At 65.8% G+C, this 20,563-nt stretch carries 20 protein-coding genes; 14 read left to right on the top strand and 6 right to left on the bottom strand.

Annotation, left to right across the window (positions count from 1 at the left end):
- Positions 1–68 precede the first annotated feature (68 nt).
- Complete coding sequence (gene polA / locus U1H99_RS18315; RefSeq protein WP_323143141.1) at positions 69–2,846, top strand: DNA polymerase I; 2,778 nt, start codon at positions 69–71, stop codon at positions 2,844–2,846.
- A gap of 153 nt (positions 2,847–2,999) precedes the next feature.
- Here the strand turns inward: polA and U1H99_RS18310 are convergent, their stop codons facing one another.
- Positions 3,000–3,731 carry a PEP-CTERM sorting domain-containing protein gene (locus U1H99_RS18310; protein WP_323143140.1) on the bottom strand — a complete coding sequence of 244 codons (732 nt, stop codon included), beginning with the start codon at positions 3,729–3,731 and terminating at the stop codon, positions 3,000–3,002.
- Positions 3,732–3,902: 171 nt separating this feature from the next.
- Between U1H99_RS18310 and U1H99_RS18305 the strand changes: the two genes are divergently transcribed.
- The 3 genes from U1H99_RS18305 to U1H99_RS18295 all read left to right on the top strand — a co-directional run bounded on the left by U1H99_RS18305 (position 3,903) and on the right by U1H99_RS18295 (position 5,882).
- The gene (locus U1H99_RS18305) at positions 3,903–4,712 is read left to right on the top strand and encodes a dienelactone hydrolase family protein (RefSeq protein ID WP_323143139.1); all 810 of its coding nucleotides are present in this window, start codon (positions 3,903–3,905) and stop codon (positions 4,710–4,712) included.
- Between the two features lie 112 nt (positions 4,713–4,824).
- Positions 4,825–5,574, top strand: coding sequence for a ZIP family metal transporter (locus U1H99_RS18300; RefSeq protein ID WP_323143275.1), 750 nt, complete (start codon positions 4,825–4,827; stop codon positions 5,572–5,574).
- Between the two features lie 152 nt (positions 5,575–5,726).
- The gene (locus U1H99_RS18295; protein WP_323143138.1) at positions 5,727–5,882 is read left to right on the top strand and encodes a hypothetical protein; all 156 of its coding nucleotides are present in this window, start codon (positions 5,727–5,729) and stop codon (positions 5,880–5,882) included.
- A gap of 1 nt (position 5,883) precedes the next feature.
- Here the strand turns inward: U1H99_RS18295 and U1H99_RS18290 are convergent, their stop codons facing one another.
- Genes U1H99_RS18290 through U1H99_RS18280 form a run of 3 tightly spaced genes read right to left on the bottom strand, consistent with a single transcriptional unit; the run spans position 5,884 to position 8,802 of the window.
- Complete coding sequence (locus tag U1H99_RS18290) at positions 5,884–6,753, bottom strand: sulfurtransferase (protein ID WP_323143137.1); 870 nt, start codon at positions 6,751–6,753, stop codon at positions 5,884–5,886.
- Positions 6,754–6,763: 10 nt separating this feature from the next.
- A complete protein-coding gene (locus tag U1H99_RS18285) occupies positions 6,764–7,678 on the bottom strand; it encodes a DMT family transporter (protein ID WP_323143136.1) in 915 nt (304 codons plus the stop codon).
- Positions 7,678–8,802, bottom strand: coding sequence for an aromatic ring-hydroxylating oxygenase subunit alpha (locus tag U1H99_RS18280; protein ID WP_323143135.1), 1,125 nt, complete (start codon positions 8,800–8,802; stop codon positions 7,678–7,680). The genes U1H99_RS18285 and U1H99_RS18280 overlap by 1 nt, the downstream gene beginning before the upstream one ends.
- 378 nt (positions 8,803–9,180) lie before the next feature.
- On the opposite strand from U1H99_RS18280, the gene U1H99_RS18275 reads away from it, so the two are divergent.
- The 6 genes from U1H99_RS18275 (at position 9,181) to U1H99_RS18250 (ending at position 15,319) form a co-directional block, all read left to right on the top strand.
- Positions 9,181–9,444: an exodeoxyribonuclease VII small subunit gene (locus tag U1H99_RS18275; RefSeq protein WP_141838673.1), complete on the top strand. Its 264-nt coding sequence runs from the start codon at positions 9,181–9,183 to the stop codon at positions 9,442–9,444.
- Complete coding sequence (locus tag U1H99_RS18270; RefSeq protein ID WP_323143134.1) at positions 9,441–10,352, top strand: polyprenyl synthetase family protein; 912 nt, start codon at positions 9,441–9,443, stop codon at positions 10,350–10,352. Before U1H99_RS18275 ends, U1H99_RS18270 begins: the two co-directional genes overlap by 4 nt.
- Complete coding sequence (gene dxs, locus U1H99_RS18265) at positions 10,353–12,224, top strand: 1-deoxy-D-xylulose-5-phosphate synthase (protein ID WP_323143133.1); 1,872 nt, start codon at positions 10,353–10,355, stop codon at positions 12,222–12,224.
- A 276-nt stretch (positions 12,225–12,500) separates the two neighbouring features.
- Entirely contained in the window at positions 12,501–13,607 is a 1,107-nt protein-coding gene (locus U1H99_RS18260; protein WP_323143132.1) for a diguanylate cyclase domain-containing protein, read from the top strand.
- 146 nt (positions 13,608–13,753) lie between these two features.
- Positions 13,754–14,740 carry a serine hydrolase domain-containing protein gene (locus U1H99_RS18255; protein ID WP_323143131.1) on the top strand — a complete coding sequence of 329 codons (987 nt, stop codon included), beginning with the start codon at positions 13,754–13,756 and terminating at the stop codon, positions 14,738–14,740.
- 306 nt (positions 14,741–15,046) lie between these two features.
- A complete protein-coding gene (locus U1H99_RS18250; RefSeq protein WP_323143130.1) occupies positions 15,047–15,319 on the top strand; it encodes a hypothetical protein in 273 nt (90 codons plus the stop codon).
- A gap of 34 nt (positions 15,320–15,353) precedes the next feature.
- Here the strand turns inward: U1H99_RS18250 and U1H99_RS18245 are convergent, their stop codons facing one another.
- Both U1H99_RS18245 and U1H99_RS18240 read right to left on the bottom strand, forming a co-directional pair.
- Positions 15,354–16,403 carry a rhomboid family intramembrane serine protease gene (locus tag U1H99_RS18245; RefSeq protein WP_323143129.1) on the bottom strand — a complete coding sequence of 350 codons (1,050 nt, stop codon included), beginning with the start codon at positions 16,401–16,403 and terminating at the stop codon, positions 15,354–15,356.
- A 10-nt stretch (positions 16,404–16,413) separates the two neighbouring features.
- A complete protein-coding gene (locus tag U1H99_RS18240; protein ID WP_323143128.1) occupies positions 16,414–16,968 on the bottom strand; it encodes a cob(I)yrinic acid a,c-diamide adenosyltransferase in 555 nt (184 codons plus the stop codon).
- Between the two features lie 74 nt (positions 16,969–17,042).
- Here U1H99_RS18240 and U1H99_RS18235 point away from each other — a divergent pair, with 74 nt between their 5' ends.
- The 4 genes from U1H99_RS18235 (at position 17,043) to U1H99_RS18220 (ending at position 20,560) form a co-directional block, all read left to right on the top strand.
- Entirely contained in the window at positions 17,043–17,687 is a 645-nt protein-coding gene (locus U1H99_RS18235; protein ID WP_323143127.1) for an NMCC_0638 family (lipo)protein, read from the top strand.
- Between the two features lie 79 nt (positions 17,688–17,766).
- Positions 17,767–18,027 carry a hypothetical protein gene (locus tag U1H99_RS18230; protein WP_141838655.1) on the top strand — a complete coding sequence of 87 codons (261 nt, stop codon included), beginning with the start codon at positions 17,767–17,769 and terminating at the stop codon, positions 18,025–18,027.
- 129 nt (positions 18,028–18,156) lie between these two features.
- Positions 18,157–18,684 (top strand): DUF6622 family protein, encoded by a 528-nt coding sequence (locus tag U1H99_RS18225; RefSeq protein ID WP_323143126.1) that lies wholly within the window; start codon positions 18,157–18,159, stop codon positions 18,682–18,684.
- 79 nt (positions 18,685–18,763) lie between these two features.
- Positions 18,764–20,560 (top strand): FAD-binding oxidoreductase, encoded by a 1,797-nt coding sequence (locus U1H99_RS18220; RefSeq protein ID WP_323143125.1) that lies wholly within the window; start codon positions 18,764–18,766, stop codon positions 20,558–20,560.
- Positions 20,561–20,563: the final 3 nt, after the last annotated feature.

Here is a 20,563-nt window from a genome sequence, read left to right as displayed (position 1 = left end):
GCTGGCCGATTCTGCGATAATGGCACCGATTCGCCGCGTCCGCCGCGGCCCACCCGATTTCAGTTTCCATGGACAATACTCTCCTTCTCGTCGACGGTTCCAGCTACCTGTACCGCGCCTTCCACGCACTGCCGGACCTGCGCAGCGGCGACGGCCACCCGACCGGCGCCATGCACGGCATGGTCAACATGCTGCGCCGCCTGCGCACCGACTTCCCGGCCGCCTACATCGCCTGCGTGTTCGACGCCAAGGGCAAGACCTTCCGTGACGACCTGTATCCCGAGTACAAGGCCACGCGCGCCTCGATGCCGGAAGACCTGGCCAAGCAGATCGAGCCGATCCACGAAGTGGTGCGCCACATGGGCTGGCCGATCCTGATGGTCGAAGGCGTCGAGGCGGACGACGTGATCGGCACCCTGGCGGCCCAGGCGACCGCGCGCGGCATGAAGACCGTGGTCTCGACCGGCGACAAGGACCTGGCCCAGCTGGTCAACGACAAGGTCATGCTGATTAATACGATGAGCAACGAAAAGCTGGACGAAGCCGGCGTCGTGGCCAAGTTCGGCGTGCCGCCGAACCGCATCATCGATTACCTGACCCTGATCGGCGACACCGTCGACAACGTCCCGGGCGTGACCAAGTGCGGCCCCAAGACCGCGGTCAAGTGGCTGGCCTTGCACGGCTCGCTGGATGGCGTGATCGAAAACGCGGCCTCGATCGGCGGCGCCGTCGGCGCCAACCTGCAGGCGGCGCTGGAATGGCTGCCGAAAGGGCGCGAGCTGATCACCGTAAAAACCGACTGCGACCTCGCCAACCACCTGGTGTCGATCGAGGAATCGCTGGTCGGCCGTCCGGAAGACAAGGACGCCCTGCGCGATTTCTTCCAGCGCTACGGTTTCAAGAGCATGCTGCGCGAACTGGGCGCGGGCGGCGCTAACCCGGGCAAATACCTGTCGCCGGGCGCGAATGTCGACGCCAACGGCGCCCTCAACTCGCCGGAAGGCGCGGCCGCCGGCACCCAGCCTGGCATGCCGATCATCAAGGGCGAATACGAGACCGTCAGCACCGAGGAACAACTGGCGCGCTGGCTCGACCTGATCGACAGGGCCGAACTGACCTCGGTCGATACCGAAACCACCTCGCTCGACCCGATGACGGCCGAGATGGTCGGCATCTCGCTGTCCGTCGAAGCGGGCAAGGGCGCCTACATCCCGCTGGCGCACCGCTACGCCGGCGTGCCCGAGCAGCTGAACCGCGAAGACGTGCTGGCGCGTATGAAGCCGTGGCTGGAAAATCCGGACAAGCCCAAGCTCGGCCAGAACCTGAAGTACGACAGCCACATCTTCGAAAACCACGGCATCAAGTTGCGCGGCATCGTGCACGACACGCTGCTGCAATCCTACGTGTTCGAGTCGCACAAGCCGCACGACATGGACACCATGGCGCTGCGCCACCTCGGCTACACCACGATCCCCTTCGTCGACGTGTGCGGCAAGGGCGCCAACATGATCTGCTTCGACCAGGTTGAACTGGGGCGCGCCACCGAGTACGCGGCCGAGGATTCGGATATCACGCTGCGCCTGCACCAGGCCATGATCGGCCACGTGGAAAGCGACAAGGGCCTGGATTACATCTACCGCAAGATCGAGCTGCCGACCTCGGTCGTGCTGCAGAAGATCGAGCGCAACGGCGTGCTGATCGATGCGGACCTGCTGGCCGTGCAGTCGAACGAACTGGCGGCGCGCATCCTGGAACTGGAAAAGCAGGCCTACGAGCTGGCCGAAGGCCCGTTCAACCTCGGCTCGCCGAAGCAGATCGGCGAAATCTTCTTCGGCAAGCTGAAGCTCCCGGTGATCAAGAAGACCGCCACCGGCGCACCGTCGACCGACGAAGAGGTGCTGCAGAAGCTGGCCGAGGATTACCCGCTGCCGAAGGTACTGCTGGAACACCGCGGCCTGTCGAAGCTGAAGTCGACCTACACGGATAAATTGCCGAAGATGGTCAACCCGAACACCGGTCGCGTGCACACCAACTATGCGCAGGCGGTGGCGATCACCGGACGCCTGGCGTCGAGCGATCCGAACCTGCAGAACATCCCGGTGAAGAACGCGGAAGGCCGCCGCATTCGCGAAGCCTTCGTGGCGCCGCCGGGCAGCGTGATCGTGTCGGCCGACTATTCGCAGATCGAACTGCGCATCATGGCGCACATCTCGGGCGACGAGGCGATGCTGCGCGCGTTCGCCTCCGGCGAGGACATCCACCGCGCCACCGCCGCCGAAGTCTTCGGCGTGGCGCCGGAAGAGGTGAACAGCGAACAGCGCCGCTACGCCAAGGTCATCAACTTCGGCCTGATCTACGGCATGAGCGCGTTCGGCCTGGCCCAGAACCTGGGCATCGAGCGTGGCGCCGCCAGCAACTACATCGACCGCTACTTCGCGCGCTTCGCCGGCGTCAAGCAATACATGGACGAGACGCGCCTGTCGGCCAAGGCCAAGGGCTACGTCGAAACGGTGTTCGGCCGCCGCCTGTGGCTCCCCGAGATCAATTCGCCCAACGGCCCGCGCCGCGCCGGCGCCGAACGCGCGGCGATCAACGCGCCGATGCAGGGCACGGCGGCCGACCTGATCAAGCTGGCCATGGTGGCGGTGCAGGACTGGATCGAGACCGACCAGCTGGGCACGCGCATGGTGATGCAGGTGCACGATGAACTGGTGCTGGAAGTGCCGGAAGGCGAGCTGGAACTGGTCAAGGCCAAGCTGCCGGAGCTGATGGCGGGTGTGGCGACGCTGAAGGTGCCGCTGGTGGCCGAGACCGGGGTGGGGCGGAATTGGGAGGAGGCTCACTGAGCCTCCGCGCACTAGCACTTCCGCGAGCTGCCGGCTCGTTTCATTCGTTGGCTTGAAAACGTCATCCCCGCGAAGGCGGGGATTCAAGTTTGCATAAGCCGTCGAAACGCGCGCAACTTGGATTCCCGCCTTCGCGGGAATGACGCTCAGGCGTCAGCGGTTCGGCGTGCGCCACCCGCGCACCAGCGCCAGCAACGTCAACCCACCCAGCAACAGCGCCGAGGTCTCCGGCTCAGGCACCGGCACCGCATGCGACTCCGCCACCGCATACGCGTCGAACGCCAGCCGACCTTCCGCCCATTCCCCCTGCGAGGCCGCCGTTACCGACAGCGTGCCGCGCCGCACGCCATCCTCGAGCCGGAAGGTGTCGGTAAAACGCTCCCCGTCATTGAACCCATCGAGCGAGCCATACAGCTCGGCCATCGCGGTCGGCCACGACACGCCGGGCGTCTCCGGCCGCGCCCACAGGTCGGCATCCACGCTGAATGTCACCTGCGTATGTGGCGACAGCAAAAAGTGCAGGCTGCGGTTGGCGCTCACGTAGCCCCAGCCGCTGTACAGCGTCAGCAGCACATTGGCGGCATCGGCACTGGTTTGGGCATGCAGGCTGGCCCAAGGATTGTCGAAGCCGGTGCTGCCGAAACGGTCGATGTCCGTGCCCGCGACCTCGTTCCCTTCCTGGTCATAGACGTGCGCATAGGCGTGGGTGGCCTGGCTGTTGAAGCCGATCCACGGGTCGATGCCATCGTCCGGCGCCAGGTCGAGCAGGCGATAGCCGAGTTGGCCGAGGGTGACGCCGGCCGCTTGCTGGGCCTGTGCGGGCGCGGTGGAGGTGGCAGCCAGCAGGGCGATGGCGCAGGCTGCGAGGACGGGCTTCAGTTGCATGATGTCTCCAGAAATAAGGTCATGCCGCACTGTACGGCAGCGTCCGCCAGAGACTTTATGACGCGTCAATACCCGGTCGGCATGCATTCAGGCAACAAGGTGCGCGCCAGCAGCGCGCCGGCCCCGCTGCTAAGATAGGCCCCCCTTGCCATCCCGACCGAAAAACGACCTATGACAGATAACTCTCAGAAAAGCGGCACCGGCTTCGCCGCCGCCACGCCACCGACGGCCAACGTGATCACGACCGATACCGAGGGCCTCAGCGCCGGCTGGATCGACCTGGACGTGAACGGCCAGACCGTGCCCGTTTACCGCGCGCAGCCGGCCGGGCAATCGGACCTGCCCATCGTCCTGGTGATCTCGGAAATCTTCGGCGTCCACGAACACATCGCCGACGTCGCGCGCCGCTTCGCCAAGCAGGGTTACCTGGCGCTGGCGCCGCAGCTGTTCGTGCGCCAGGGCGACCCGTCCACCATCGCCGACATTCCCACGCTGTTCCGCGACATCGTCTCGCAGGCGTCGGACGCCCAGGTGAACGGCGACCTCGATGCCTGCGTGGCCTGGGCCGCGCGGAACGGCGGCGACGTCGACAAGCTGGGCATCACCGGCTTCTGCTGGGGCGGACGCGTGACCTGGCTGTATTCGAGCCATAACCCGAAGGTGAAAGCGGGCGTGGCCTGGTATGGCCGCCTGGCCGGCGACACCAACGGCAAGCAGACCAGCCACCCGGTCGACGTCGCGCCTGCGCTGCGCGTGCCCGTGCTGGGCCTGTACGCCGCCCAGGACACCGGCATCCCGCTCGATACCGTGGAACGGATGAAGGCCGCGCTTGCGCAAGGCAGCAGCGGTTCCGAGTTCGTGGTCTATCCGGATGCCGGCCACGCCTTCTATGCCGACTACCGCCCGAGCTACAACGCGCGGGATGCGCAGGACGGCTGGAACCGTGCCCTGGACTGGTTCCGCCAGCACGGCGTCGCCTGAAGCCGCGAGTACTGCCGAGTTGCACGGACGCGCGCCGGGGAGGGTACAATGCCCGGCTCGCATACGATCAATAAGAAGAGGCTCTTAAATCGATCCCGTCCTCATCTCCATCCTGCTGGCCACCGGGCTGGCGGGCGTTGTCAGCATCACGGCTGCCGCGGTGTTTTCATTTACCCTGCTCTCGAAAGTGGTCGAGCGCATGGTCAGCCTGTCGGTCGGCATCATGCTGTCGACCTCATTGCTGCACGCGCTGCCGGAGGCGTTCGAGTCGAAGGCGGATCCGCACAAGCTGTTCGCGACCCTGCTGGGTGGCCTGCTGGCCTTCTTCCTGCTGGAGAAGGTGGCCCTGATGCGCCACTCGCACCACCACGAAGGCGACGGCCACCACCATCATCACGGCCACGACGCGCAGCAGGCCGGCAAGGCCGGCTGGATGATCCTGATCGGCGACGGCATGCACAACTTCACCGACGGCATCCTGATCGCCGCTGCCTTCCTCGCCAATCCGCAACTGGGCATCGTCACCGGCGTGGCCATCATCGCCCACGAGATCCCACAGGAGATCGGCGACTTCATCGTGCTGCTGAACGCCGGTTTTTCACGCGTGCGCGCCTACGTCTTCAACCTGTTGTGCAGCCTGCTGGCGGTGGCCGGCGGCCTGCTCGGCTACTACACCCTGGAAAATGCCAGCGACCTGGTGCCTTACGTGCTGGTGTTCGCGTCCTCGGGCTTCATCTACATCGCCGTGAGCGATTTGATGCCGCAGATGCAGCGCCGTGCCACGCTGCGCGAATCGATCCCGCAGGTGCTGCTGATCGGGTTGGGGGTGGTGATCGTGTTGTTCCTGACGCATGGACACTAAGGACCACTGAGGGCCAATGAGGCGCATTAACCTCATGCGGGCCGGATATTGCGCCGCAAGATTGACAGCCTAATTTCTTCCATTTTATGCTGAATCGTTAGTCGGGATTCAGCTCGATGCGCAGTTCAATGCGCAGTTCAATGGAGAAAAGCATGGCAAGCCTGGTCAGTCAACTCACGGCCCAATGCGTCGCGGCGCTGCGCGAAAAACCGTGGCGTTTCGGTTACGTGCTCGGCGCACTGGTGGTCTCGGTGGTGCTGTTCACGATGGCGGACATCCTGCCCGCCCCGTACGACTACAGCCGCTGATTCAGCTGCCGGTGGCCACCGGCCGTGAAGGATCGGCGCTCCACTCGCTCCACGATCCCGGATACAGCGCCGCGCCGGGCAGAGCGGCCACTTCCAGCGCCAGCAGGTTGTGGCAGGCGGTCACGCCCGAGCCGCACTGCATGATCGCCCGTGCCGGATCGCCGACGATGCTCCCCAGTTCCGCCTGCAGCTGCGCCGGCGCCTTGAAGCGGCCGTCGGCCTGCAGGTTGTCCTTGAAGAAGCGGTTCTTCGCGCCCGGGATGTGGCCGCCGACCGGGTCGATGGTCTCGTTCTCGCCGCGGAAGCGATCCGGCGCGCGCGCATCGACGACCGTGCGGCCGCCGTCCTGTACATTCTGCAAGACCTCGTTCACGTCGACGCTGGCGACCAGCGTATCGCGCAGCGCGATCGTGCCGCGCGCACGCGGGGCAGGAGCCTCGGTCGACAGCGCATTGCCCGCAGCCTGCCACGCCGGCAGGCCGCCATCCAGCACCGCCACCGCCTCGTGGCCGACCCAGCGCAGCATCCACCACACGCGCGCCGCGAACATGCCGCCGTGGGCGTCGTAGGCGACGACCTGGGTAGCGTCGTCGATGCCCCAGGCGCGCAGCTGCTCGATGAATGCTTCGCGCTGGGGCAGCGGATGGCGGCCGCGGAAGGCGCCGTCACTGCCGTCAGCTTGAGGATAGCGTTTCGCGCCCGACAGCGCGGTCTCGACGTCGGCGAACTGCGCCTGCGGCAAGTGCCCGGCCGCATAGGCGTCGCGGCCCGCGGCCAGGTTCACCAGGTCGTGCCGGCAGTCGAGCACGACCCAGGCCGGGTCGTCGATGCGGGCGGCCAGGGTGGCGGGGTCGATCAGGGTCGTATACATGGGAGGCTCCTTATTCGCTGGCGATGGGGTCGGTGTCCTTGACGACGGCGCCGCGCGCCGTTTTCTGCGTATTGTAGAACGTCGCGGCGATGCCGGAGGCCAGGATCACGGCCATGCCCAGCCAGACGTGCCAGTCGAATACGTCGCCCCACAGCAGCATGCCCCACAGGCTGGAAAAGATGATGCCGGTGTACTGCAGGTTGGCCACCACCAGCACCTTGCCAAGGCGGTAGGCGCGCGTCATCGCCATCTGGGCCAGCAGGGCCGGGAAGCCGACCGCCAGCAGCAGGCCGGCGCTGTGCCAGGTATGCGCGTGCAGCGGAGTAGCGAAGCCGTTCTCGAACGGGGTGCCCAGCAGGCCGGCAATCGCCATGGTCAGCGAAAAATAGAACACCACGCGGTATTCGGGCTCGCCCATCTGGCCCAGGCGGCGCACCTGCAGGTAGGCCATCGCCGCAATGACGGAGGAGGCGATGGCGACCGCGCCGCCCAGCCACTGGTCGGTCTCGGCCGCCGGGCGCAGCACCTGGGTCACGCCGACGAAGCTCGCGCCGACGGCTAGGATCAGCGGCCATTCGCTCAAGCCTTTGCCCTGCCACCAGCCCTTGAAGAACATGTACGCGGAGAGCCAGATCGGCGCCATGTAGTTCAGCGTGATGGCGGTGGCCAGCGGCAGCTTGCCGATCGCGTAGAACCACATCCACAGCGAGACCACGCCGACGATGCTGCGCCACAGGTGGGCCTTGGGGAAGGGTGTGCGCAGCGTACCGCGCTGTTGGCGGATCATCGGCAGCAGCAACAGGCTGCCGAGGATCCCGCGGTACATCACGATTTCGGAGGTGGAGTAGGTGAGGGAGGCCAGCTTCACGGCCGCACCCATGGCGGCGAACGCAAAGCTGGCGAACAGCATCCATAAAGCAGGCATCAAACTCCCGAGGCGCCCGGCCCGATGTCCTGCAGGCGGCTGCGGTACCACTCGTGGAAGTGCTGCATGCCGTCTTCCATCGGCGACTGGTAAGGACCCACTTCGCTGACGCCGCGTTCCATCAGGATCTTGCGGCCGGCATCCATGCGCAGGGCGATCTCGTCGTCCTCGACGCAGGTTTCCATGTAGGCGGCGCGTTCGGCTTCGACGAAGCCGCGCTCGAAGAGCACGAATTCCTCGGGGTAGTAGAACTCGACCACGTTGCGCGTCTTTTGCGGACCCATCGGCCACAGCGTCGACACCACCAGCACGTTCGGATACCACTCGACCATGATGTTCGGATACAGCGTCAGCCAGATCGCACCATACTTCGGCGGCTGGCCGTTGTTCAGCCTCAGGATCTGTTCCTGCCATTTTTTATAGGCAGCCGACCCGGATTTCTGCAGGCCGCGGTGCACGCCCACGGTCTGCACGCTGTAGTCCGGCCCGAATTCCCATTGCAGGTCGTCGCAGCTGACGAAGTTGCCCAGGCCCGGGTGGAAGGGCTCGACGTGGTAATCCTCCAGGTAGACTTCAATGAACGTCTTCCAGTTGTAGTCGCACTCGTGCACTTCGACGTGGTCGAACATGTAGCCCGAAAAGTCGAGGTCCTTCGTCACCGACATGTTCTTGAGCTTGTCCATGACGTGGTAGCCGTTCTGTTCGAACAGCAGGCCGTTCCAGTTCTGCAGCGGCGTCTTCGACAGGTTCAGGCAGGGGGTGTCGGCAAAATGCGGTGCGCCGATCAGCTCGCCCTTGAGGTCGTAGGTCCAGCGGTGCAGCGGGCACACGATGTTGTTGGCATTGCCGCGGCCATTGAACATCAGCGCCTGGCGGTGGCGGCAGACGTTCGACAGCACTTCGATGCCGCCCTGGTTGCGCACCAGCATGCGGCCCTCGTTCTCCGATTTCAGGGTCGCAAAGTCGCCCAGTTCGGGCACCATCAGTTCGTGGCCGACGTAGCGTGGGCCATTCAGGAACAATTGCTGCATTTCGCGCTGCAGCAGCGCTTGGTCGAAGTAAACATTTACCGGCAGCTGCGCGGACGAGCGCGCCAGCTTGGCGTGGGTAGCCAGATCGGACATCCCAACCCCCCTTTAGAAATCAGTCAAAGAAGAGAAAGAATCCGAGAACCAGCATTACAGAGCGTAGAACCTTTATGGTTTTTTACGCTCTTTTAAGGAACGGAATGCGGTAATTCGGAGACAGAACCGGAGATTATAGCCTGTAAAGAGGCGTCTAGTCTCGGGCCCGCTCGCGGTTGTGGTCCTTGCGTGCTCAAAAATTGCCTGAATGGCATCGTTTTCATGAATCCGGGGACGCTTTGCGATAAAATGTATCTTTGCTTGCAAGCTTGCAGCGACTGTTGCACCGTCATGCACGAGTATGATTGTTTAAAATAAGCGATTAGACTGGCGTGCTGCGCGCAAAGTTGCCCAGGACCCGAAACAATCAAAGTCATTATGCCAAATAAAACAACCGCGGAGAGCGCCGTAGCCGGCACGCAAGCTCCGGAGTCTTTCGAACAGGCGATGGCCGAACTGGCCCAGCTGGTGAGCCAGATGGAAGGCGGCGCGCTGCCGCTGGAAGCCTCGGTCGCCGCCTACGCGCGCGGTTCCGAACTGGTGCGCTATTGCGCGGCCCAGCTGGAAAAGGTCGAAGCGCAAGTCAAGGTGCTGGAAGGCGAGATGCTCAAGCCCTTCAGCGACGGTGGAGACGACGCATGAGCGGCGTTGCATCGGCATCCGGCGCCGGCTTCGGCGTCTGGATGAAGGACGTCCAGGCGCAGACCGAGGCCGCCCTCGGCGCCTTCCTGCCGCCGGCCGGCCGTGAACCGGCCAAGCTCCACGAAGCGATGCGCTATACGGTGCTGGGCGGCGGCAAGCGCGTGCGCCCGCTGCTGGCGTATGCCAGCGGCGCGCTGTTCGGCGCCGATCCGGATGCGACGGCGCGTGCCGCCAGTGCGGTCGAAATGATCCACGCGTATTCGCTGGTGCACGACGACATGCCGTGCATGGACGACGACGCCCTGCGCCGCGGCAAGCCGACGGTGCACGTGGCCTACGACGAAGCGACCGCGCTGCTGGTCGGCGACGCGCTGCAGGCGCAAGCCTTCGAGGTGCTGGCCGGCGCCGCCAGCGTGCCGCCGGCCCGCCTGGTAACGATGCTGCGCCTGCTGGCCGAAGCCGCCGGTTCGGCCGGCATGTGTGGCGGCCAGGCGATCGACCTGGATAGTGTGGGCATTAGCCTGAGCCTGGAACAGCTGGAGCGCATGCACCAGCTGAAGACCGGCGCCATGCTGCGCGTGTCGGTACTGCTCGGCGCACTGGCCGGCCGCGACCTGGCAGCGCACGAACAGGAAGCGCTGGCGGCCTACGCGCGCGCGATCGGCCTCGCTTTCCAGGTGGTCGACGACGTGCTCGACGCCACCGCCGATTCGGCGACACTGGGCAAGACCGCGGGCAAGGATGCGGCGGCCAACAAACCGACATACGTATCGATTCTGGGGCTGGAGCCGTCCAAGGCACTGGCGGAACAATTGCGGCAGCAGGCGCATGAGGCGCTGGCGCCGTTCGGAGAGCAAGCACTGCGGCTGCGCGAACTCGCGGACCTGATCGTGCAGCGGAAGGCATAAATGAAACTGCTAGAGACCATCAACGACCCGGCCGACCTGCGCAAACTGGCGCGCACCCAGCTCACCCCGCTGGCCACGGAGCTGCGCGACTACCTGCTGGATTCGGTATCGAAAACCGGCGGCCACCTGTCGTCCAACCTCGGCACCGTCGAGCTGACGATCGCGCTGCACTACGTGTTCAACACGCCGGAAGACCGCATCGTGTGGGACGTCGGCCACCAGACCTACTCGCACAAGATCCTGACCGGCCGCCGCGACCGCATGCCGACGCTGCGCCAGCACAATGGCCTGTCCGGGTTCCCGAAACGCGACGAAAGCGACTACGACACCTTCGGCACCGCGCACTCGTCGACCTCGATCTCGGCGGCGCTGGGCATGGCGACGGCGGCCAAGATCAAGGGCGAGAAGCGCCATGCGATCGCCGTCATCGGCGACGGCTCGATGACCGCCGGCATGGCCTTCGAAGCACTCAACAACGCCGGCGTCGAGGACGACGTCAACCTGCTGGTGGTCCTGAACGACAACGACATGTCGATCTCGCCGCCGGTGGGCGCGCTGAACCGTTACCTGGCCCGTTTGATGAGCGGCCAGTTCTACGCCGCCGCCAAGAACGTCGGCAAGAGTGTGCTGCCGGCCCCGATGCTGGAGCTGGCGAAAAAGCTGGAAGAACACGCCAAGGGCATGGTGGTCCCGGCCACGATGTTCGAGGAATTCGGTTTCAACTACGTCGGCCCGATCGACGGCCACGACCTCGACTCGCTGATCCCGACGCTGCAGAACATCCGCAAGCTCAAAGGCCCGCAATTCCTGCACGTGGTGACCAAGAAGGGGCAGGGCTACAAGCTGGCCGAGGCCGAGCCGATCCTGTACCACGGCACCGGCAAGTTCAACCCCGTCGAAGGCATCAAGCCGGCCACGGCGCCGGCCAAGATCACCTATACCGAAGTGTTCGGCAACTGGCTGTGCGACATGGCCGCCGCGGATAAACGCCTGGTCGGCATCACGCCGGCGATGCGCGAAGGCTCGGGCATGGTGCGCTTCCACCAGCAATACCCGGAGCGCTACTTCGACGTCGGCATCGCCGAGCAGCATTCCGTCACCTTCGGCGCCGGCCTCGCCACCGAGGGCATGAAGCCGGTGGTCGCGATCTACTCGACCTTCCTGCAGCGCGGCTACGACCAGCTGATCCACGACGTGGCCCTGCAGAACCTGGACGTGACCTTCGCACTGGACCGCGCCGGCCTGGTCGGCGCCGACGGCGCGACCCACGCCGGCAACTACGACATCGCCTACCTGCGCTGCATCCCGAACATGGTCGTGATGGCGCCGTCGGACGAAAACGAATGCCGCACCATGCTGACCACGGCTTATCACTACCCGGGTCCGGCGGCGGTGCGCTACCCGCGCGGCGCCGGCGTCGGCGCGGCCATCCAGCAGGAACTGACGTCGATCGAGATCGGCAAGGGCCTGGTGAAACGCCAGGGCAAGAGCGTCGCCATCCTGGCCTTCGGTTCGATGGTGGCACACAGCCTGAAGGCGGCCGACGACCTCAACGCCACGGTCGCCGACATGCGCTTCGTGAAGCCGCTCGACGTCGAACTGGTCAAGCGCCTGGCCAGGGACCACGACTACCTGGTGACGGTGGAAGAGGGCTGCATCATGGGCGGCGCCGGTTCGGCCGTGGCCGAGGCGCTGGCCACCGAAGGTATCGTCAAGCCGCTGCTGATGCTGGGCCTGCCGGACAAGTTCATCGACCATGGCGACCCGGCGCTGCTGCTGGCGTCCGTTGGCCTGGACGCGCATGGCATCGGCAAGTCGATCCGCGAGCGCTTCGGGATCGGCGAGCCGCGGCTGGTGGTGAACAACACCTGATCTGCTCACCGCTTCACGCTGAACGCCATGCCGGCAAGACCGGGATGGCGTTTTTTTTCGGCCGTGCCACCGGCGCGTTTTCCAGGAATTGAAAATTATTTGTGTCACATATGTCGTATTTATGCAAAGCAACATAGTTTGTAAATTCAGCATCGGTTACGCTTACGTCTTCAGCCTGTCTTGACGATTGCCGCTCCGTCCGTGCCTTTCATTTCACAATTACCCAACATCTCCCGCCACCTCCCGCCGTCGCTGGAAGAGGTTTACCAGGCCGACATGGCGGGCGAAAAACTTCGCATCTTCTATATCGCCTGCGGATTGAGCTCCTTGCTCTACCTGGGCTTTGCCCCGCTCGATGTCGTTGCCCTGTCGAGCAACCTGACGAGTGCCTGGATGGTGCGCGCCGCCGTGATGCTGGCGACCGGGGCGGCCGCACTGTTTGCCCATCTGCGGCGCGACGCCTTCCTGCACCATTATCCCGTCGTCATTTGCCTGGTCTATCTGGGTTGGGGCGCCGGGGTCGAGGCGCTGCTCATGCTGTCGCAGCCGACCGATCTGGCGTGGAGCAGCTATTACGCCGGCCTGATGCTGGTATTGATGGCTTTATATACTTGGTCTTATCTGCGTCCGCTGCATGCGGGACTCGCCGGACTGGCGGTGGTGGCCAGCTACGTGGTGGCAGGCCTGTGCTACCAGCGCATGGGGGAACGCGGCCATTGGGTGCCCCTGGTGCAGAATGTCTGTTTTCTGGCCGGGACCAATGTGGTCGGCGCCTTTGCGTTGACGACGCGCGAACGGTTTGCGCGCCAGGCTTTCCTGCTCAAGGACGCCCTGCTGCGCGATTTGCGGCTGAAGGAGGAAGCCAAGCGCCGCAGCGAACACCTGGCCGGGCACGATGCCTTGACCGGACTGCCGAACAGGGTATCGTTCCTGCGCCGGCTCGGTGAGCTGATGGCCACCCGCGCGCAGGACGACACGGTGGGGGTGCTGTTCCTCGACCTGGACGGTTTCAAGCCGGTCAACGACCAGCACGGGCACGCTGCCGGAGACCACGTGCTGGCGGTCGTCGCCCAGCGCATCCGCAACGCCATCCGCGCCGAGGACGTGGCGGCACGCATCGGCGGCGACGAGTTCGTGGTCGCCTTGCCGCTCGCCGGCCAGGCGGATGCCGCCATCGTCGAACGCACCCGTGCCGCGCTGCGCAAGTCGATCGCCGAGCCGATCGACTACAACGGATGCAGCCTGCGGGTGACGGCGAGCATCGGGATGGCGCTCCGCTGCCGGGACGGCGGCAGCGCCGAGGAGCTCCTGCACCTGGCCGACCAGAGCATGTATGAGTCCAAGCGCGGCGGCAAACGGCAAACGGCGGCGTGCCTGGCCTGAAAACACCTGCCGTCAATACGATTCGTGACTACAATGGCGGCTCGCTCAGTCTTCATGGAGTCCGCATGCGTTTCCGTTCTTCTCGTGTTGTCCCGTTTTTCTTCGCGTCGATGATGTTACTGTCCGGCTGCGCCGCCCTGAGCGGCATGAACACCGGACCCCTGATCGACCGCCATGTGCCCAAGGATTACAGCGGCGTCGTCGCCGTGCGCGAGCATACCGGTGCGACGCTGGTGACGCATGCGAGCGGCCTGGCCGTGCGCGAGGTGGCGCAGGCGAACACCCAGGACACGCGCTTCATGATCGGCTCCATCACGAAATGGATCAGCGCCGTCACCGTGCTGCGCCTGGCCGACATGGGCAAGCTGGACCTGGATGCGCCGATCGCACGCCAGCTCCCCGAATTGCCGGCCGCGACGGGGGCGGTGACGCTGCGCCAGCTGCTGACGAACCGCAGCGGCATCCCGAACGGCTTGTCGGCGGCGCTGCGCAAGGATGCTTCGCTCGGCAAGCTGGATATCGGACCGGTGGCGGCGGCACTGCGCTTCGGCACCGGGACGCTCGAGGCGGCGCCCGGCGAAAAATGGGATTACTCGGTCACCAACTGGATCCTCGTGGCTGCCGTCGTCGAACGGGCCAACAAGAAACCGTTCACGGAAACCGTGGAAGAACTGGTGCTGGCGCCCGCCGGCGTGCGGGATACCAGTTTTGCGAGTCCCGACGATGAAGACGCGGTGGGCATGGCGGTGGCCTACGGCGCCTCTGGCGCACGCAAGCTGTCGCCGGCGCCGCCGATGGTGGCGGCCAGCGGCACCCTGGTCAGCACCGCGCGCGACCTGGTCGCGCTTGCCGACGCCGTGTACGGGCCCAAGCTGCTGTCCGACAAATCACGCCAGGCGCTGTCGGCGATCCAAGTCGCGTCCGAAGACTATGCGCTCGGCGGCCGTGTCAAAACGGTGGCCACCAAGCACGGCAGCCGCACCCTCGCCTGGGAATCGGGCGTCATCGGCGGGTACAAGACCCTGCTGGCCTACGACCCCGGCAATGGGCGGGCCGTGGTCCTGCTGAACAATACGGACATGCAGCAGTCGGAGCAGGCCAGGATCGCCGTCGCGCTGTTCGGTGACCTGTAAAAAGCCGGTTGCAGATGTCATGGGAAATCGGTTGTCCAAAGCTGCCAATGCTTGTCCAAAGTGCAATCAAAGCGACGCTGTTGTTTCAAAACTTCTCCTGATCGGGGATAAAAGCCCCAATGAGGAGGTGGCGGGACATCCACGACGTCACCAGCTTGCAACCGATCAGATCTTGCCACAGTATTTGACGGCAGGCCCGTTGCGACAGTTCGTCAACGGCCATTACTGCACCCGCTGCGCCATCGGATTCGTATCCACGGAAGCCGTTAAGCCATCCAAGTTTTAATCAAGCACGACATAATGGGGATGAGCATCACAGACGAAGACGTCATCAGGGCGTTGACACGCGGTGGTATCGCGCTGGAACGTTGGCGCTTGGTGAACGGTCAGGTGATTGGCTATGTCAATGACAAAGGTGCCCTGATGCGACGCATTATCGAGGATGAGGCGCTGGCCGCTGCTACGTCCAGATTGCTTCAAGAGCGTGGGCAGATTCATCAAACAAACACTGTTGAAAAGCCTGTGGGCGACGCCCGACTGGAGCGCAAGCGGATGCGATCGCAGCGCCGCAACCGGTAAGGCGCCGGGCAGCTCATCGATCTGCCCGTATCTGTCAACTTGCCTTGTTCTGCCCCGGCACGTGCAGCGAGCGCGCCAGCAGATGCCCGGCCAGCCAGCCGCCGGCGAGCCCGCCGATGTGCGCCGCATTGTCGGTATGCGGATACAGGAAGCCCGCCGACAGGTTAAACAGCAGGAACGGCAGGATCGACCCGCGCAGGTCGCTGACCACGGTCGGCGGCACGCCGCTGTTCTGGCGTCCGATAAATGCCAGCAGGCCGCCGATGATGCCGAAGATGGCGCCGGATGCGCCGACGCTGTTCACATGCGGGTTCCACAGCACGCTGGCCAAGCTGCCGGCCAGGCCGGCCAGCAGATACAGTCCGGAAAAGCGCAGGCTGCCGAAGATGCGTTCGACCAGGCGCCCGACCTGCCACAGCGCGAACATGTTGAACGCCAGGTGCAGCAGGCTGCCGTGCAGGAACATCGAGGTGAACAGGCGCCACCACTGGCCGCCGAGGGTCAGGCGGCCGACGTTCGACCCCCAGTACACCAGCTGGATCGAGCGGCGCACGGCATCCTGGCCGGCACCCCAGGCCAGCAGCGACTGCGCATTGAAGGCGGTATGGCCCTGGCGCGCGAACCACATGAGGAAGAAGATGCCGATGTTCGCCACCAGCAGGCACCAGATCACCGGCGTCGACGGGCTCCAGTAATCGATGCGGTCGTGGAACACGTTGCGTTCGGCGTACTCGACCTCGAACCGGGCCGTGCGGCGGGTGGGCAGGGTGGCGGCGAGGCGCTGGGCGGCCTCGCGGCTGCCGGCGCTGAAGCCGACTTCGCGTTCATGCACCTGCGCCTGCTCCACGCCGAGCACGTCGAAGATCACGTCCTCGCCCTCGACGCGCACGTTGATGATGTCGGCCATGCGCAGGCGGTGCTGCTCGCGCTTCGAAAAGCGGAACGAGCGGTGGCTGCAGCCGTGCACGGTGACGAAGTCGGGCTCGATCGCGACCTGGCCCGCGCCCTGGAACATGAAGGGGTTCATCGGCCAGTTCTGGCCACCGCGGTAGAAACGGACGTCGTAGGTCGTGCTGCCGGTCATGCGTTCCCCATCAGCCGCGCTTGCGCTCGTGCTGCCACAGCACGTCGCTGCCGCCGGCATGGCGGTTCAGCACGCGCGCGAGCACGAATATCAGGTCGGACAGCCGGTTGACGTACTGGCGCGGCTGGGCGTTGAGGGTGTCCGTATGCGACAGCGCCACGATGCTGCGCTCGGCGCGGCGGCACACGGTGCGGCAGACGTGGGCCAGCGACGCCGCGCGCGAACCGGCCGGCAGGATGAATTCCTTCAGCACCGGCAGGTCGGCATTGTATTTTTCCAGCAGGCCGTCCAGGCGCGCCACGTGCTCGTCCTGGATCATCTGGTAGCCGGGGATGCACAGCTCGCCGCCGAGGTCGAACAGGTCGTGCTGGATCGACACCAGCTCTTCGCGCAGGGCAGGGGGCATGTCTTCGCACAGCAGCAGGCCGACGAAGGAGTTTAGTTCGTCGACGTCGCCCAGCGCGTGGACGCGTGCGCTGTCCTTGCCGGTGCGGCTGCCGTCACCCAGTCCGGTGCTGCCGTCGTCGCCGGTGCGGGTCGCGATCTTCGATAAGCGATTGCCCATGCTTGTGCCCTGCCTGTAAAAAAAGATAGCCGGAGCATACGCCAAAATAATCTGATTGTGCTTAGAATCGGCGCATGAGCCCGTCGGCTGACACGTCTTCCATCACTTACTGGAGCAACTGTTTGATCAAGGTACCGCATTCCATCCTCGCCGCCTGTATCGCCCTCGGCCTCGGCGCCAGCGCGCAGGCCGCCCCCAAGCCCGCTTCCAAGGCGCTCGAACCGAATGCCGAAGGGTTCATGACCCTGTACATCGGCCTGTGCATGAACCACCTGAGCGACCTCCAGGCCCTGCGCACCGACCTGCTGCGGGGCGAGGCGCCCAAGCTGCCGCCCGAGAGCGCGGCGCGCTTCCTGAACGGCCAGCCGGGCGACGCCTGGCCGGTGCCCTACAAGGGCCAGCTGGGGAATTACGTGGTGGCGCTGCCGGCCGGGAACAGCATGTGCACGCTGCATGCGCGCCATGCCGATCCGGCCAGCGTCGAACGCGCCTTCGCGAAGGTGGTCGACAAGGCGCCGTCGCCGCTGGTCGCCAAGCGCGGCAAGAGCCAGGAGCATCCGGGCGGCGCGGCCGGCAAGCTGCGCACGCTGTCCGCCACCTGGGTCCAGCCGGGCGCCGAGCGCCGGATGCAGTTCATGGTGACCACGGCGGCCTCGGACAAGGCCGGACGCCAGGCGGTGGGTTCGGTGGCGATCGTCGGCGAGCCGGACAAGAAATAAACCCTGCGGCATGCGTGCCGGCCCTGCGGCCGGCTTTGCTTTACTATCGGGGCGTGATGCGAACGACAGGAGAAGCGGCATGCTGACATTGGGGAACATGGACAATCGACTGGTCGACAAGCTCGGCGTGCTCGCCGCCAAGGCGGTCGAAGACGCGCTGGCCTCGGGCCTGACCTGGGACCAGGCCGTGATGGCCTTCGGGGTGGCGAGCAAGGCGATTGCCGTCAAGGCGGCCAGCCAGGCCAATGGCGCCCCGGCCGAATTTGCGGCGCATGCCGAAAAGCGCCTGAAATACGGCATGGACCACAGCGCGGAAGTCCTGCGCTCCTTCCTGGCCTGACACCGTCCCGCATCTGGCGCCGTCCGGCTGCATTTGGCGCCGCCGGCGGGCGCTTCGTCGCATTGCAACCCGCCGGCCGGCAGCCGCTGGCAAAGTCGTGCCACCTCAACCGACTTTGCGGAGCCTGCCATGCTGATTCAAATCGTGTCCCACACCCCGATCCACGTCTGGGCCATCCTCACCTTCCTGGTTTATCGCGGCATGGCCGCCAGCCGCGACCGCGAGGTCGAGCTGCGCAAGTTGTGCATCATCCCGGTCGTGATGCTGGTGCTGTCGCTGCAGGACATCTCGGCCAAGTTCGGCCTCGACGGCATCCCGCTGGCCGCCTGGGCCGCCGGCGTGGCGCTGGCGCTGGCGCTGGCGCCGGTGCTGCTCTTCGGTGCCGACCGTATCGCGGCGGGTAAGCAAGCCGGCACGGTGCGCGTGCGCGGCAGCTGGATGCCGCTGGCGCTGATGATGGCGGTGTTCTTCACCAAGTATGCGGCCTCGGTGCTGCTGGCGGTCTTTCCGCAGGCGCACCAGAACACGCTGGCCGCCGGCGCGGTCTGCGTCCTGTTCGGCCTGTTCAACGGCGTCTTCCTCGGCCGCCTGGCACGCGACTTCTGGACCCATGCGAACCTGCAGGCCGGCGCCGCCGTGCCGGCTCGCCCCATCTGACGCCCGCTTCGCCACAAACCGGTTGTTCCAGGTGTGCCGGCACGGCATCCTTGTCTGACATACCAACGACGAGGATGCGATGAAACGACGTGATCTGTTGAAGGCTTCACTGTCTGCCGGCGTGCTGCAGGCCCTGCCGCGCCCGGCGGCGGCGCGGGCAGCGCAAGCAGGCTTCAGCCGGGCCCGACCCGGCACGCCGCAGTGGCCTGGCGCCGGCGAGTGGCAGACCCTGCGCACGCAAGTCGGCGGCCGCCTGCTGGCGCCGGCCTCGCCCTTTGCCCGCGGCCAGGCCGACGCCGTGCGCGCCGAAGCGCTGGAAGGCATCAAGAACCCGTACTTCATCGGCGACCATCCGGCGCTGACCCAGACCAGCGGCTGGCAGGACGCCTGGACCTCGCAGGCCTGGGTGTGTGCGGGGGGGGCGCCCGCCCCCGCCGCGGTCGCGGCGGCGGTGAACTTCGCGCGCCGCCACAACCTGCGGCTGGTGGTCAAGGGCGGCGGCCACAGCTACATGGGCGCGTCCAACGCGCCCGATTCGCTGCTGGTCTGGACCCGCGCCATGAACCGGGTGCAGATGCACGACGCCTTTGTCGCCCAGGGCTGCGCGCCGGGCAGCGCCCAGCCGGCGGTGAGCGTCGGCGCCGGCGCGATGTGGGCCGATGCCTATGCCGAAGTCACCACGCGCGGCGGCCGCTACGTGCAGGGCGGGGGCTGCACCACCGTCGGCGTGGCCGGGCTGGTGCAGGGCGGCGGCTTCGGCAGCTTTTCCAAGCGCTTCGGCACGGCGGCGGCCAGCCTGATCGAAGCGGAAGTGGTCACCGCCGACGGCGCCATCCGTATTGCCAACGCCTGTACCAACCCGGACCTGTTCTGGGCACTGAAGGGCGGCGGTGGCGGCAGTTTCGGCGTGGTCACGCGGCTGACGCTGCGTACCCACGCGCTGCCCGCATTCTTCGGCGCCGTGTCCGGCGAAATCACCGCCGCCAACGATGGCGCCTGGCGCGCGCTGGTGGCCCGCTTCGTCGACTTCTACGGTGACAGCCTGTTCAACGAACACTGGGGCGAACAGGTCTCGCTGCGCGACGGCCGGCGCCTGAAACTGTCGATGGTGTTCCAGGACCTGACCCAGGCGCAGGCCGAAGCCGCGTGGGCGCCGTTCTTCGCCTGGGTGAGGGAGCGCAAGGAGTACAGCTTTTCGGAAGCGCCCAGCGTCATCGCGATTCCGGCGCGCCGCTTCTGGGATCCCCAGCTGTTCCAGAAATATGCGCCCGGGATCGTCACCATGGATGACCGTCCGCAAGCCTCGCACGACCATTTCGTCTGGAGCGGCGACCGCGGGCAGGCCGGCTGGTTCATTCACGGCTACCAGTCGGCCTGGCTGCCGGCGGGGCTGCTCGGCAAGGAGAACAGGGCCAGGCTGGTCGATGCGCTGTGCGCCGCGGCCGGCCAGTGGTGGGTCGAGCTGCACTTCAACAAGGGCATCGCCGGCGCGCCCAGGGACGCGCTGGATGCCACCCGCGACACCGCGATGAACCCTGCTGTGCTCGACGCGTTTGCGCTGGCCATCATCGCCGGCGGCGGCGACCCGGCGTTTCCCGGTATGCCGGGAGCCACGGCCGATCCGGCGCGGGCGCGCAAACGCGCGGCCGGCATCCGCGCCGCGATGGATGCGCTGCTGAAGGCGGCGCCGGATGCCGGGGCTTATGTGTCCGAAAGCGATTATTTCCAGCAGCGTTGGCAGGATGCCTACTGGGGTGCCAATTATGCGCGGCTGGCCAGGGTGAAGCGGGCGGTCGATCCGGATGGCTTGTTCTTCGTGCATCACGGGGTGGGGAGCGAGGCGTGGAGTGCGGACGGCTTCACGCGGACCACGTGAAGT

The sequence above is a fragment of the Massilia phyllosphaerae genome, assembly GCF_034659755.1.
Classification (GTDB): Bacteria; Pseudomonadota; Gammaproteobacteria; order Burkholderiales; family Burkholderiaceae_D; genus Telluria; species Telluria phyllosphaerae.
The sequence above is the reverse complement of the archived record's forward strand: the minus strand, read 5'-3'. Positions and strand labels throughout refer to the sequence as shown.